The sequence below is a fragment of the Luteimonas cucumeris genome (assembly GCF_007830035.1).
Taxonomy (GTDB): domain Bacteria; phylum Pseudomonadota; class Gammaproteobacteria; order Xanthomonadales; family Xanthomonadaceae; genus Luteimonas_C; species Luteimonas_C cucumeris.
This window is the reverse complement of the sequence record NZ_VLKN01000002.1, coordinates 577,146-589,691: the sequence shown is the minus strand read 5'-3', so window position 1 is coordinate 589,691 and position 12,546 is coordinate 577,146. Positions and strand designations below refer to the sequence as shown.

Annotated in this window: 15 protein-coding genes and 1 tRNA gene; 7 read left to right on the top strand and 9 right to left on the bottom strand. The window is 66.1% G+C overall.

Annotated features, from left to right (window positions below):
• Positions 1-98: 98 nt before the first annotated feature.
• Positions 99-407: a methyltransferase family protein gene (locus IP90_RS16745; RefSeq protein ID WP_199753402.1), complete on the bottom strand. Its 309-nt coding sequence runs from the start codon at positions 405-407 to the stop codon at positions 99-101.
• A gap of 472 nt (positions 408-879) precedes the next feature.
• On the opposite strand from IP90_RS16745, the gene IP90_RS05850 reads away from it, so the two are divergent.
• Entirely contained in the window at positions 880-1,962 is a 1,083-nt protein-coding gene (locus IP90_RS05850) for an AraC family transcriptional regulator (protein WP_144898672.1), read from the top strand.
• A 19-nt stretch (positions 1,963-1,981) separates the two neighbouring features.
• On the opposite strand, the gene IP90_RS05845 is transcribed toward IP90_RS05850, so the two are convergent.
• From IP90_RS05845 to IP90_RS05830, 4 genes are all read right to left on the bottom strand, one after another.
• A complete protein-coding gene (locus tag IP90_RS05845; protein ID WP_144898671.1) occupies positions 1,982-3,772 on the bottom strand; it encodes an acyl-CoA dehydrogenase C-terminal domain-containing protein in 1,791 nt (596 codons plus the stop codon).
• A gap of 123 nt (positions 3,773-3,895) precedes the next feature.
• Positions 3,896-4,369, bottom strand: a complete 474-nt coding sequence (locus IP90_RS05840; protein WP_144898670.1) for an LEA type 2 family protein — start codon at positions 4,367-4,369, stop codon at positions 3,896-3,898.
• Between the two features lie 56 nt (positions 4,370-4,425).
• Complete coding sequence (locus IP90_RS05835) at positions 4,426-4,956, bottom strand: lipocalin family protein (protein WP_144898669.1); 531 nt, start codon at positions 4,954-4,956, stop codon at positions 4,426-4,428.
• A 140-nt stretch (positions 4,957-5,096) separates the two neighbouring features.
• Positions 5,097-5,172 (bottom strand) — tRNA-Phe (locus tag IP90_RS05830).
• A 212-nt stretch (positions 5,173-5,384) separates the two neighbouring features.
• Here IP90_RS05830 and IP90_RS05825 point away from each other — a divergent pair.
• Together IP90_RS05825 and IP90_RS05820 are read left to right on the top strand one after the other, a co-directional pair.
• Positions 5,385-5,804: a DUF6491 family protein gene (locus IP90_RS05825; protein WP_144898668.1), complete on the top strand. Its 420-nt coding sequence runs from the start codon at positions 5,385-5,387 to the stop codon at positions 5,802-5,804.
• Positions 5,805-5,988: 184 nt separating this feature from the next.
• The gene (locus tag IP90_RS05820) at positions 5,989-6,384 is read left to right on the top strand and encodes a DUF6491 family protein (RefSeq protein ID WP_144898667.1); all 396 of its coding nucleotides are present in this window, start codon (positions 5,989-5,991) and stop codon (positions 6,382-6,384) included.
• A gap of 72 nt (positions 6,385-6,456) precedes the next feature.
• Here the strand turns inward: IP90_RS05820 and IP90_RS05815 are convergent, their stop codons facing one another.
• The 4 genes from IP90_RS05815 to ftsY form a co-directional block, all read right to left on the bottom strand.
• Complete coding sequence (locus IP90_RS05815; RefSeq protein WP_144898666.1) at positions 6,457-6,735, bottom strand: oxidative damage protection protein; 279 nt, start codon at positions 6,733-6,735, stop codon at positions 6,457-6,459.
• A gap of 110 nt (positions 6,736-6,845) precedes the next feature.
• A complete protein-coding gene (gene mutY / locus IP90_RS05810; RefSeq protein WP_144898665.1) occupies positions 6,846-7,910 on the bottom strand; it encodes an A/G-specific adenine glycosylase in 1,065 nt (354 codons plus the stop codon).
• Positions 7,907-9,187 carry an AsmA family protein gene (locus tag IP90_RS05805; protein ID WP_144898664.1) on the bottom strand — a complete coding sequence of 427 codons (1,281 nt, stop codon included), beginning with the start codon at positions 9,185-9,187 and terminating at the stop codon, positions 7,907-7,909. The genes mutY and IP90_RS05805 overlap by 4 nt, the downstream gene beginning before the upstream one ends.
• Before the next feature lie 16 nt (positions 9,188-9,203).
• Entirely contained in the window at positions 9,204-10,325 is a 1,122-nt protein-coding gene (ftsY, locus tag IP90_RS05800; RefSeq protein ID WP_144898663.1) for a signal recognition particle-docking protein FtsY, read from the bottom strand.
• 55 nt (positions 10,326-10,380) lie between these two features.
• Between ftsY and rsmD the strand changes: the two genes are divergently transcribed.
• The 4 genes from rsmD to IP90_RS05780 all read left to right on the top strand — a co-directional run bounded on the left by rsmD (position 10,381) and on the right by IP90_RS05780 (position 12,517).
• On the top strand, positions 10,381-11,016 hold the full coding sequence (gene rsmD / locus IP90_RS05795) for a 16S rRNA (guanine(966)-N(2))-methyltransferase RsmD (RefSeq protein WP_144898662.1): 636 nt from the start codon (positions 10,381-10,383) through the stop codon (positions 11,014-11,016).
• 10 nt (positions 11,017-11,026) lie between these two features.
• Complete coding sequence (gene coaD / locus IP90_RS05790) at positions 11,027-11,530, top strand: pantetheine-phosphate adenylyltransferase (protein ID WP_144898661.1); 504 nt, start codon at positions 11,027-11,029, stop codon at positions 11,528-11,530.
• Between the two features lie 19 nt (positions 11,531-11,549).
• On the top strand, positions 11,550-12,044 hold the full coding sequence (locus tag IP90_RS05785; protein WP_144898660.1) for a hypothetical protein: 495 nt from the start codon (positions 11,550-11,552) through the stop codon (positions 12,042-12,044).
• 131 nt (positions 12,045-12,175) lie between these two features.
• Positions 12,176-12,517 (top strand): YfhL family 4Fe-4S dicluster ferredoxin, encoded by a 342-nt coding sequence (locus IP90_RS05780; RefSeq protein ID WP_242007490.1) that lies wholly within the window; start codon positions 12,176-12,178, stop codon positions 12,515-12,517.
• Positions 12,518-12,546 lie beyond the last annotated feature (29 nt).

The following is a 12,546-nucleotide window of genomic DNA, read 5'->3' as shown; positions in this document are numbered from 1 at the left end:
TCAGGATACGCGTGGATGTCGTGCACGGTAGCGCAGCCGGCGTGCGCGGCGCATCCAGTGTCGAGGCGGGCAGTGGGCCGGGCATGCGCGCGGCGTGATCAGGCGTCATCGCCAAGGCCTCCGGTGACAGGTTCGCGCTGCCGTTTCGGCAGCGGCAGCAGCATGCGCACGCGGCTGCGGTAATCGCGGTAGTCGTCGCCGTAGGCGGCGACCAGGTCGCGTTCCTCCAGCTGGATCGCGGCCAGGATGTAGCCTGTCGTCATCATCGCGAACAGCAGGTGGCCCAAGGTCATCGTCGGCGTCGCCCAGAACGCGATCACGAAGCCCAGATACAGAGGATGGCGGACCAGGCGATAGAACGCACGCACCACGAAGGGCGTTTTCCGGATAGACGCGATTGCGTGCATGCAACCAGACCTGGCGCAGACCGAACAGGTCGAAGTGGCTGATGATGAAGGTGCTGCCCAGTACCAGCAGCCATCCCAGCGCGGCGAGGCCCTGCAATGCCATCCGCGCCGTCGGCCCCTGCACATCCCACAGTAACTGCGGCAGCGGCCGCCACTGCCAGAACAGCAGTGCCAGCACCAGGCTGGTCAGCAGCACATAGGTGCTGCGCTCGGCCGGCGCCGGCACGATCCTGGTCAACCAGCGCTTGAAACCCTTGCGCGCCATGCCGCTGTGTTGCACGGCGAACAGGCCCAACAGCGCCAGGTTGATCGCCAGTGCCGTCGCGAAGTCGCCGGTCGTGCCACTGTTGATGTGCTTGGGCACCCCCACACCCATCACGAACAGTATCGCGTACAGAAAGACGGCGAGGAATACGCCGTAGCAGAACACCCCCGTAAAGCAGGATAAGCAGGCGCGACATGTCGGGAACCCTTGTTTGACCTGGCTGCGACTTTCCGCCGCGACGCCGCGGCCGGCAATGCCCCAGACTCCCGTATCTATGCTCAGGGCGCCGCGATCGGCAGTGGCGGCAGGCTGGCGATGGACGTGCTTTCCGAAGTGCTCAAGGCCGTGCGGTTGAACGGCGCGGTTCTGTTCCGCGGCGAATTCAGCACGCCCTGGTGCATTTCCGCGCGGCCGGAAACCGCGATCGCCGCGCAACTGTCGTCTCCGGGTTTGCATCTGATCTCCTTCCATGTCGTGCTCGATGGGCATTTCTGGGCGCGGCTCCCGCCGGAACAGGCGCTATGCGTGCAGGCCGGCGAAGTGCTGGTGGTGCCGCATGGCGATGCCTATCTCATCGGCGACACGCTGCAGGCCACGCCGGTACCGGCCGCGGAAATGTTCGGCGGCACGCCGCTATCGGAGATGCGCAGCCTGCGCTGGGGTAGGGGCGACGTCAGCACACGTGCCCTGTGCGGCTATCTCAGTTGCGAGCGTGATGCCTTCGCGCCGTTGTTTGCTGCTTTGCCGCGTCTGTTCAAGGTGCAGCTGCGGCAAACCGACGCGCCAGCGCTCGATCCGCTATTGGCGTACGCCGAACAGGAAGCGCTTTCGCCGCGTCCTGGTGCCGCGGGACTGCGTCTGCGGATGGCCGAACTGATGTTCGTCGAGACGCTGCGGCGACACATGGAATCGTTGCCCGAGGCCGGATCCGGCTGGCTGGCTGGCCTGCGCGATCCGCTGGTCGGCCGCGCGTTGGCCTTGCTGCACGAGACACCGCAGCGGTGCTGGACGGTGGACGCACTTGCGCATGCAGCGGCGACATCGCGCTCGCGCCTGGCCGCGCGCTTCAAGGAAGTGCTGGGCGAACCGCCGATGCAGTATCTCGCCCGCTGGCGCATGTTGCTGGCGGCGCGACGCCTGCGTGAAGGCCGCGAAAGCATCGCCACGGTGGCAGAAGCGGTGGGTTACGACTCACCTTCCGCATTCCAGCGTGGTTTCGCGCGCCACATGGGGATGACGCCCGCGCAATGGCGTCGTGGCGACACGGAAGCGGGCAGGGAACCTCTATGAATCCGGATGCTGGGAGAACTCAACCGCCGAAGTGCGTCACGTCCATCGACATCAGTGAAGCTGCGCCACTGCCGATCGCCGCGGCATGCGCCTGTGTCCGCGGCAGGATGCGCGCGAAGTAGAAGCGTGCAGTCTCGCGCTTCGCTGCCTTGAACGCATCGCTTTGCGACGAGGTTTCGGCTGCGGCGACGCTGCGCGCCCACCAGTAGGCCAGCGCGACGTAGCCGGAATAGAACAGGTAGTCGTAGGCCGCGGCGCCGACTTCGTCGGCGTTGGCAACCGCGCGCTGACCGATGGATATGGTCAGCTGCTGCCACTCCCCGGCTTTGGCGCGCAGCGGCGCGACGAATTCGTGCAGCGCTTCGTTGCCTTCCTGTTCCTTGCAGAACGCCTCGATCATGCCCAGGAACACGCGCAGGCCCGCGCCCTGCAACTGCATCACCTTGCGGCCCATCAGGTCCAGCGCCTGGATGCCGGTGGTGCCTTCGTACAGCGTGGTGATGCGCGCATCGCGTGCGAGCTGTTCCATGCCGTGCTCAGCGATGTATCCGTGGCCGCCGAAACACTGCAGCGCGTGATAGGTGCACTCCACGCCCCATTCGGTCAGACAGGCCTTGACGATGGGTGTGACGAAGCCGAGCAGCGCATCGGCCTGCTGGCGCTCCTGTTCGTCGGCGCCATGTCCGACCACATCGACGAGGGTTGCCGCGTGGTAGCCGAGCAGTCGGCCGCCTTCGGTCAGCGCCTTCTGCGTCAGCAGCATGCGCCGCACGTCGGGATGCACGATGATTGGATCGGCCGGCTTGTCCGGCTGCTTGGGGCCGCTCAGCGAGCGACCCTGCAGGCGTTCGCGTGCATAGCGCAGAGCATTCTGGTACGCGCGATCGGCCAGCCCGAGTCCCTGCAGGCCGACGGCCAGGCGCGCGGTGTTCATCATCGTAAACATCGCCGCCAGGCCCTTGTTCGGTTCTCCGATCAGCCAACCCTGCGCGTCGTCGAAGTTGATCACGCAGGTGGCGGAGCCGTGGATGCCCATCTTGTGTTCGATCGCGCCACAGCGCACGCCGTTGCGCTCGCCGACCACGCCGTCCTTGCCGACCTTGAACTTGGGCACGATGAACAGCGAAATGCCTTTGCTGCCGGCGGGCGCATCCGGCAGTCGCGCCAGCACCAGGTGCACGATGTTGTCGGTGAAGTCGTGCTCGCCGGCGGTGATGAAGATCTTGGTGCCGTTGACCGCATGACTGCCGTCCGCGTTCGGCGTGGCGCGTGTCTTGAGCAGGCCGAGGTCGGTGCCGCAATGCGGTTCGGTCAGGCACATGGTGCCGGTCCAGCGGCCGTCGACCAGCGCCTTCAGGAATACTTCCTGCTGCCAGGCTTCGCCGTGATGCAGCAGCGCTTCGGTAGCACCATGCGAGAGCAGCGGAAAGTTGCCCCAGGCCAGGTTGGCGGCGTCGATCATCTCCTTCAGCGGCACGCCGGCCGCATGCGGCATGCCTTGTCCGCCGAATTCGATCGGCGAGGTCAGGCCGGCCCAGCCTCCGTCGACGTATTGCGCATAGGCCTGTTTGAAACCCGGCGGCGTGGTGACATCGCCACTGGTCTTGTCGTACACGCAGCCGACCTCGTCGCCGATGCGGTTGAGCGGTGCCAGTACGGTTTCGTTGAAGCGTGCGCCTTCGTCGAGCACGGCATCGACGATGTCTCGGCTGGCGTCGGCGAAACCCAGTCGCGCGAACAGTGCTTCCGCACCAAGCACGTCGTACAGCGCGAAACGGATGTCGGCGAGGGGGGCTTTATAGGTGCTCATGGGTGGGAATCTGGGGGTAGGGTTTAGGGACTGGGGAGGGCCGTGCAGGAAAGCAAGGGGTGCAAGATGCGAATCGTTTGTTGTTCTACGAATCACCAATCACGAATCCCCAATCCCGGCCTTTCAGCGCATCACGCCAGGCAACCCGGGCACCGGGCTCAGGCTGCTGTTGCGCTCGATCGGGTACGTGCGAGGGCTGCCCTGTTCGGGCGTCGCGTCGAGCGTGCCCTTGAGTTCGTAGGCAATGCTGCGATTGGCGCTGAGCGCATCGGCCATCGCGATCCGCGCCGCGGATGTGGGCGCATGCGTCAACGTGACCACGTCCGCCGATTCCGGGCCGACGGAGATGCCGGCGCTGCCTTGCAGCGTGCCGGCCTGGGCGCTGCCCAGATTCATGTGCAGGGCGATGGCGTCGAAGCGCATTGGAATGCTGCTGAAATTGTTGATGCGCAGTTCGACCGACCAGTTGCCGTCGGCACGCACGGTCAATTGCTGGATGCTGGCCGCAGGTTCGGACACGCGTCGCACCGGCCCGCTGCTGCAGGCTGCAAGCGCCATGCACAACAGGACAAGGATAGGGTTTCTCAAACGGCCCATCGCATCGCTCCGCTCGTGGATGCGACGAGCATACTACGGCGCCATCGCGTGGCGGCTCAGGTCAGCGGCGCTGCGATGACCAGCGGTTCCAGGTCGAAGCCCATCGCCTCGGCGCGCGCCTTGATCCGTTCGAACAAGCCGCGCTCCATCGACGGCGTGCGCGACAGCACCCACAGGTATTTGCGATTCGGCGACGCCACCACCGCCCACTGGTAACCCGGATCCAGGTCGATTACCCAATAGTCGGCCCACACCATCGGCACCCACGACAGCCAGTCCGGCGCAAAGCGCACCTGCAGCCGTCCCGGATGGCCTTCGACACTGCGCGCGATGCCTGCGGATGCCTCCTGGCTTCCGTCTCCGGTGCGGCAGGCATTGAGCACGCCGATCATGCCGTCGTCGCGCAAGGTGTAGGACGCGGTGATGTCGCCGACGCACTTGCGCTGGAAAAACACCGGCAGGTGCCCGATCTCGTGCCATTGCCCGGCGTAGCGCGAGATGTCGAGCTCCGGCACCGAACGGACCGGTTGCGCGGCCAGGGCAGGCAGCGTGGCGAGGGCCAGCAGCAAGGCAAGGACATGACGCATGGGCGGCTCCGATCAGGCTGCGCAGGGTCGCGGCAGGAATGTTCAGTTTGCGTGAGGACGCCGGCGCCGGTTAGCGCGGGCATGAAAAAGGCTGCGATCGCTCGCAGCCTTGTCCGGTCTCGGTCTACTTTGCCACGCAATGGTGGCCGGGGAGGGAATCGAACCCCCGACACGGGGATTTTCAATCCCCTGCTCTACCAACTGAGCTACCCGGCCAATGCTCGCGATCCAGGCCAGTTCGCCGGAGTTGGCGGAAGCTTCCGCGGCGGTCCGGCGTATGCCGAGCGAGCGCGAGATGATACGGATGCGGGCTTCGGGTGGCAAGCGGGATCGTGCCTGAATGGTGCCGTGGCCCTTGATCCGCGCTTGCCGGGAGACCGTGCATTATGCCGCCGGCAGGTTCCCATCCATCACGAAGGAGGTCGTCCATGAAGCACGTTTCCTTGCTGCTGGTCGCATCGGCACTGGCCCTGTCGGTCACGTCGGGGTTCGCATACGAACGTCCGCGCGATGCTGCGCGCCTCGCGCGTTATGAGCCCTTCGCCGGCGAGCCGCTCAAGAACATTCCCTACTACACGCCGATGAACTGGGAAGTCATCGACGACCAGAACATCCTGGTGACGATGCGCCCGAAGGTGGCATACCTGATGCAGATCGCAGGTCCCTGCGTGCGGGACCATCGCGGTTCGCCGGTGCTGGCGATCAGCTCCGCGGCGGGGCGGGTGAGTGCGGGATTCGATCGGGTCACGGTGGGCGGGCACATGACCTGCAAGATCGAGGAGATCCGCGCCATCGACCTGGTGGCGATGAGGGAAGCGGAAAAGGCCGGAAAGGAAGCCGAAAAGTAACGAGGACATCGTCGGCGCAGCGATGAAAATTCCGTGAACGGTTTCATGCGACGCGATTGGAACGCACACGAAACTGCGGCAAGCCGGATCGCGGCTGAATGAGGAAGCGATGATCGGTTGTGGGGATCGACCGTGCATGCATCATGACCGCGACGGTCATTGATCAATCCGTCGAGGAACTGTCATGAAAAACATTGCAACGCTGCCGATCGTGCTGGCCCTCGTTCTTGCAGCGCCGGCCAGCGACGCGAAGCAGGCCACGCGCGGCGCCGAGCGCCTGGCCAAATACGAGGCGCTTGCCGGCACTGCCGTCAAGAGCGTTCCGTACCACGATCCGATCAAGTGGGAAACCGTCGACGACAAGCACATCCTGTTGACGATGCGGCCGAAGGAGGCCTATCTCATGCGCCTGTCCGGCCCGTGCCTGGGTTTCAGCCACGGCTCGCCGGTGGTCAAGGTGTCTTCGCAGAATGGGCGCGTGAACGTGGGCTCGGACCGGATCACCACGCAGGGCATCGTCAGCTGTCGCATCGAGGAAATCCGCCCGGTCGACATGGCGGCAAAGTCAGGCGCGAAGTAGGGCCTCGCGCGAAGGGATCACGGAGCGCCGTCACGCTCCAGCGGACGAAGGACTTGGCTGGAACGCCCGGCTTCAACCCTGGGATTCGGGCGGGACATACCCGGCGGGTTTCTCGGCGCCATCGCCGAACAGGAATTTCTGCATCTCGGTTTCGAGCAGCGCGCGATGTTTCGGATCGCGCGGCGACAGACGGTTCTCATTGATCAGCATCGTCTGATGCGCCAGCCAGGCGGACCATGCGGCCTTGCCGATGCTGGCGAACACGCGCTGGCCGAGTTCGCCCGGCCAGGGCGCGAAGTCGAGGCCCTCGGTCTCGCGTTTTTCGTATTCGCAGAAAATGGTTCGTGGCATCCCGCGATTGTAGCCCGGGCAAGGTGACAGACCGCATTCGGGAAACGCTGAAAGCGTTTCGAGAACGTTGACCTGATGCGATACCGGGTAGGGCCTGCGGCTTGCCCGGGCTACGGATTCTGCGCGACGCCCAACAGCAACTTGCGGATCGGTGCGGGGAGGCCCAGCTTTACCAGGTCTTCGCGCGCGACCCAGCGCAGATCGCCGTTGTCGTGCACCAGGTTGCGCAGTCCAAGTCCGCGCCAGCGTAGCGGCTGCAACTGCAGGCGGTAATGGGTGAAGGCGTGCGCGATCGGCGCCAGCGCCTCCGCGTTGTCGTAGTCGCCATGCAGGTGCCTGCCGAACCAGTCGCGCGCTGCGTCATGGTCGCCGGCTTCCGGCAGCGACCACAACGACGCCCAGATGCCCACCGCCGGACGCTTCTGCAGCAGCACGCGCGACTGCGCGTCTTCAGCCAGCAGCACCACGGCATGGCGCTCGGGAATGGGCTTGCTGGGCCTGGCGGTCGGCAATTCGGCGACGCGTCCATCACTCAACGCGGCGCACTTGGCCTGCAGCGGACAGAGCACGCACGCCGGATCGTGGCGCGTGCACAGCGTGGCGCCGAAATCCATCTGTGCCTGGGTGTAGTCGGCCAGCCGTTCCCGGGGCAGATGTGTTTGCGCCAGTCGCCACAGCTGCTTCTCGACGGCCGGCGTGCCGGGCCAGCCGCCGATGCCGTGGTAGCGACTGAGTACGCGCTTGACGTTGCCATCCAGGATCGCGAACCGGTCGCCCCAGGCCTGGGTGAGGATTGCGCCGGCAGTGCTGCGACCGATGCCTGGCAGGGCGATCAGCGCTTCCAGGTCGCGCGGCAGGTCGCCGCCATGCTGTTCGACGCAGAGCCTGGCCGCTGCATGCAGGTTGCGCGCACGGGCGTAGTAGCCCAGGCCCGACCACAGCGCGAGCACGTCGTCCTGTGGTGCGGCCGCCAGTGCCGGCAGCGTCGGCAGTGTGGCGATGAACCGCTCGAAATACGGTATCACCGTCTGCACCTGCGTCTGCTGCAGCATGATTTCCGACAGCCACACGCGATAGGGCGTGCGCGGATGCATCCAGGGCAGGTCGTGACGGCCGGCGCGGTCGTACCAGGCGAGCAGCGTCGTTGCGAAGTCGTCGCTAATCGGAGCGTTCATTGCACAGCCGGGTCGGCGACAGCGGGATCGTCGATCTCGATCTCGACGCCTTCGAGTTTCGCATCGGCTACTTCCAAGGTGGGTGTCACCAGATGTCCGTCCAGCGGCGGCAATGGCGACGCGGAAGTATTGGCATCAAGCCATGCCGTGACATCGGACAGGCGGAAGCGGCCGCTGAAGCGCGTCTCGTCGCGTTGCAACTGCAGCGTCACGACTTCGCTGAAATCGGGCTCGCCGGTGTAATCGAGCGCGAATGGCAATGGCGATGCCGACGCGCCGATCGGCGCGGGCAGGACAGGCCAGCTTTCCGGCCAGTCCGCCATTGATCCCGTCAGTCGCAGTGACAGCGCATCCCCGAACGACAGGCGACCATGCGCGCGCAGCGTCGGGATCGGGCCCTGTCCTCGCACGATGCTGCCAAGGGGTTCGAGTTGCAGCTTCGAATCGTGGTAGCGCAGCGGTCCGGCAATGCCGAGCACGAAAGGCAGGTTGGTATCGCCCGAGCGATAACGCGCAATCGCGCCGAGTTTCATGCGCTGCAGTTCGAAGCCTGCCGCACCGGAATGCAGGCGCGCACCCACGATGGGTTTCACCGCAAGCTGCCAGTCGCGCGATTCGATCTCGACTTGGCCGGACAGGCCCAAGCCCGCCTCCATGGCGGGCCTGGTCAACGCGACCTGCAGGTCGAATGGCGCCCCGACGGATTCGGCAACGAATCGTCCGCGGACATGGGCGCGCACGCCGCGATCGGGATACAGCGAAGGCAGGTCGAAGTCGAGCGCATCCAGCGACCAGCCATCGCCGACCACGCGTCCGCGCGACACCCGCAGGCCATCGGTCAGGGTCGGGATGCGTGTGTCGCCGGCGGGTCGCGAGGACAGCCAGCGCTGCAGTTCGGCCACGTCCAGTTGTGGCGCATCCAGTTCGATGCGCTCCACGGTCAGATCGGCGCCGCGTGCGCGGATCGTCGACCACGGCAGGGCCAGGTGGATGCGCTGCGCACGCAGCAACGGCGTGTCCGCACCGGGTTGCCTGGCGACCACGTCGCGCAGCACCAGCATCGGCGTGCCGAGCAGACGGTATTCGCTGGCGCCGCCGGCGGTGATCTCAAGACCCAGCGCCGCGCCGGCGCGATCAAGGATGAATGCCGACACGCGCGCCGGCCGGGTGAACCAGTACGCGGCCAGCAGCGCCAGCAGCAGCGACACCAGCAACGCCGCGGACAGCGCGCGCTTGCGGCCGCTCCAGTGGTTGGGAGGCTGCGACTCAGCGGCCATGCGTGCCACGTCGGCGTCAGGCGCCGAGCGCTTCCGGCAACAGCGCGTCGACGAAAGCGTCCGCGTCGAACACGCGCAGGTCCTCCGGACGTTCGCCGATGCCGGCATAGCGGATCGGGATGCCGAACTCGCGCGCCAGCGCGAACACCACGCCGCCCTTGGCGGTGCCGTCGAGCTTGGTCACCACCAGGCCGGTGACACCGACCGCCGCATTGAACAGGCGCAATTGCGACAATGCGTTCTGGCCGGTGGTGCCGTCGATCACCATCAACACTTCGTGTGGCGCCGAAGCATCGAGCTTGCCGAGCACGCGACGGATCTTGCCAAGCTCGTCCATCAAGCCGGTCTGCGTGTGCAGGCGCCCGGCGGTATCGGCGATCAGCACCTCGATGCCGCGCGATTTCGCCGCCTGCAACGCGTCGTAGGCGACCGAGGCGGCGTCCGCGTTTTGCCCCTGAGCGACCACGGGAACGCCATTGCGTTCGCCCCAGGCCTGCAGCTGTGCGACGGCGGCGGCGCGAAAAGTATCGCCGGCGGCGAGCATCAGGCTGCGGCCCTCGTCCTTGAAGCGGTGCGCCAGCTTGCCGATGGTGGTGGTCTTGCCTACGCCGTTGACGCCGACCGTCAGCAGCACGAAAGGCCGAGTGCCGGTATCGATGACCAGCGGCTGCGAGACCGGGCGCAGCATCGCGACCAGTTCGTTGCGCAGGGCGGCCAGCAGGGCCGAGGCGTCGGCGAACTCGCGCGACTTCATCCGCCTGCGCAGCAGTTCCACCAGCTGCGTGGTCGCGGTAACGCCGACATCGGCGGTGAGCAGGGCGGTTTCAATCTCGTCGATCAGATCGTCGTCGAGCTTGGGGTTGCGCGAGAACAGTCCGCCGAAGCTGCGTGCGAAGGTGCTGCCGCGCAGGCGTTCGCGCCAGCCGGGTTTGCCAGGGGCGGCTGGCGGCGCCGTTTCCGGGCTGATGGCGGCAGGCGTGCTTGCCGGGATATCAGCGGCATCCGTCGCGGCTGCGCCGGGCGCAGCCGGAAAGGCGGCGGCGAGTTCTTCGGTGCTGAGGCGTTCGTGGGCGGAATTGCGTTCGGAAGGCCCGGCAGTGGCCGGTTCCGGCTTCTTGCGGCGGAAAAAGCTGACCATTGCGCTGGAATTCCGGAGAATGCGCGCATGGTAACAAAGGCCGGCGGCAGCCCAGATGACTAGACCCGGTAACGGCAGGCAGGCGGGGAAGGTCCGGATCATCGGCGGCCATTGGCGTGGTACCCGGCTCGACGTGGCCGACGCGGAAGGCTTGCGTCCCAGTGCCGACCGGGTCCGCGAAACGTTGTTCAACTGGTTGCAGCCGGTGCTGCCTGGCGCGCGCGTACTCGATCTGTTCGCCGGCAGCGGTGCGCTGGGGCTGGAGGCGCTGTCGCGCGGCGCGCGCGAAGCGCTGCTGGTCGAGCGCGACCCGAAACTGGTGGCGACGCTGCAGGCGACCGTGGGGCGACTGCAGGCCGGCGACCGGGCCCATGTGATCCGTGCCGACGCACTGGCGTTGCTGCGCGCGCCATTGCACGGCCGCTTCGACGTGGTGTTCGTCGATCCGCCGTTCGCCGGCAACCTGTGGGCCGGTGTCGTCGATCTGCTCGCGCCGTGGCTGGCGACGCAGGCCTGGCTCTACCTGGAATCGCCCGCCGATTCGGCGATCGTACCGGGCCCGGGCTGGTCGCTGCACCGCGAGGGCCGCACCCGCGAGGCGCGCTACGCGCTGTACCGGCGCGTGGCGGACGGCGCTGCTGATACACTGGGGTCCGTTACCGACGGCCCACGGGCGACCCTTGCCGAATGAGCGTGACCGAATGAGCATGGCGAGTACGCGTATCGCGGTCTACCCCGGCACTTTCGATCCGATCACCAACGGTCACATCGACCTGATCGATCGCGCCGCACCCCTGTTCGAACGCCTGATCGTCGGCGTGGCCGAGAGCCCGGCCAAGGGCCCGGCGCTGCCGCTGGAATTGCGGGTGGGCCTGGCGCGCGAGTCGCTGGCGCAATACGCCAACGTCGAAGTGCGCGGTTTCAACTCCCTGCTGGCCCATTTCGTTGCCGAACTCGGCGCCGGCGTGCTGCTGCGCGGGCTGCGCGCGGTGTCGGATTTCGAGTACGAGTTCCAGCTGGCGAGCATGAACCGCCATCTGATTCCGGACGTCGAGACGCTGTTCCTGACGCCGGCCGAGCAATACGGCTTCATCTCTTCTTCGCTGGTGCGCGAAATCTCCCGCCTGGGCGGCGACGTTTCGGCTTTCGTGCCGCCGGCAGTGGCCAAAGCGTTGCAGGCCGAATGGCAGCGCACCATTGCATGACTGTTACTGGGGAAAACACATGAACTTTACTTCTCGCCTGATGCTGGTCGCCTGCCTGGTACTGCCGTTCGCGGCGTGCAAGAAGGAAGAAGCGTCCAAGGAGGCTGTGGTCACCGCGCCGGTCGCCAAGCCTAGCGACGACAATGACAAGAAGGCCTGGCAGGCCTATCTGAAGGACATCGCCATCCGCAACATGGCCGGCATCACCAATCCGCCGTTCGCCTACATCCTGCCGGCCGAATCCTCGCCGGACTTCGCCGGCGAATACGAGCGCCTGCTGGAGCGCACACAGGCCGACGTCGGCCGCGGCATCATCGAAGGCAACATGCTGGTGTTCGGTTCGCCGGCTTCGGCGAAGATGGCCGACATCATCATCGAGTCGTTCAAGACGGTGCCGCCCGGCTCGATGAAGGGCGTCAAGGTGCTCTACGTGGGCACGCCTGCCGACAACGAGCGCGTCAAGGCGGTGGTGGAGCCGTCGGGCGTCGAGTACGTGTTCGTCGAGGCGAAATGACGATTCCGTCCGTGGCCGCATGGCGGCCACGGCTTTGGCGGAGTCGTCATCCGAACGCAGTGAGGGATCTGCTTGGTTCTCGCGGGCGCTACAGCAAATGCCTCACCTGCGGTACGGAATGACGGGTTGAAATGTCCCTCAAGATCAACGAGCTCTGCGTCAACTGCGATGTCTGCGAACCGGCTTGCCCCAACCAGGCGATCTCGCAGGGCGAAACGATCTACGTGATCGATCCTGCACGCTGCACGGAATGCGTCGGCCACTTCGACGAGCCGCAGTGCGTGGTGGTATGCCCGGTCGAATGCATCGATCCCGACCCGGACCATCCCGAATCCGAGCCGCAATTGCTGGCCAAGCTGCGCCGGCTGCAACAGGGCGAGGGGCCGCATCCAGCCGATGTCCTGTCGGCATCGGCTGCGGCCCCGGACGCCCCGCCATGGATGGCTAAGCCGACCGAACCGAAGCCAGATTAGTTGCGCCACGAATGGCATCGGGAACTCAT

Bases quoted from the DNA above. Each gene is read 5' to 3' on its own strand.
- IP90_RS16745 (WP_199753402.1), bottom strand. From the start codon at position 407: ATGCACGCAATCGCGTCTATCCGGAAAACGCCCTTCGTGGTGCGTGCG.
- IP90_RS05845 (WP_144898671.1), bottom strand. From the start codon at position 3,772: ATGAGCACCTATAAAGCCCCCCTCGCCGACATCCGTTTCGCGCTGTAC.
- IP90_RS05840 (WP_144898670.1), bottom strand. From the start codon at position 4,369: ATGGGCCGTTTGAGAAACCCTATCCTTGTCCTGTTGTGCATGGCGCTT.
- IP90_RS05835 (WP_144898669.1), bottom strand. From the start codon at position 4,956: ATGCGTCATGTCCTTGCCTTGCTGCTGGCCCTCGCCACGCTGCCTGCC.
- IP90_RS05825 (WP_144898668.1), top strand. From the start codon at position 5,385: ATGAAGCACGTTTCCTTGCTGCTGGTCGCATCGGCACTGGCCCTGTCG.
- IP90_RS05820 (WP_144898667.1), top strand. From the start codon at position 5,989: ATGAAAAACATTGCAACGCTGCCGATCGTGCTGGCCCTCGTTCTTGCA.
- IP90_RS05815 (WP_144898666.1), bottom strand. From the start codon at position 6,735: ATGCCACGAACCATTTTCTGCGAATACGAAAAACGCGAGACCGAGGGC.
- mutY (WP_144898665.1), bottom strand. From the start codon at position 7,910: ATGAACGCTCCGATTAGCGACGACTTCGCAACGACGCTGCTCGCCTGG.
- IP90_RS05805 (WP_144898664.1), bottom strand. From the start codon at position 9,187: ATGGCCGCTGAGTCGCAGCCTCCCAACCACTGGAGCGGCCGCAAGCGC.
- ftsY (WP_144898663.1), bottom strand. From the start codon at position 10,325: ATGGTCAGCTTTTTCCGCCGCAAGAAGCCGGAACCGGCCACTGCCGGG.
- rsmD (WP_144898662.1), top strand. From the start codon at position 10,381: ATGACTAGACCCGGTAACGGCAGGCAGGCGGGGAAGGTCCGGATCATC.
- coaD (WP_144898661.1), top strand. From the start codon at position 11,027: ATGAGCATGGCGAGTACGCGTATCGCGGTCTACCCCGGCACTTTCGAT.
- IP90_RS05785 (WP_144898660.1), top strand. From the start codon at position 11,550: ATGAACTTTACTTCTCGCCTGATGCTGGTCGCCTGCCTGGTACTGCCG.
- IP90_RS05780 (WP_242007490.1), top strand. From the start codon at position 12,176: ATGTCCCTCAAGATCAACGAGCTCTGCGTCAACTGCGATGTCTGCGAA.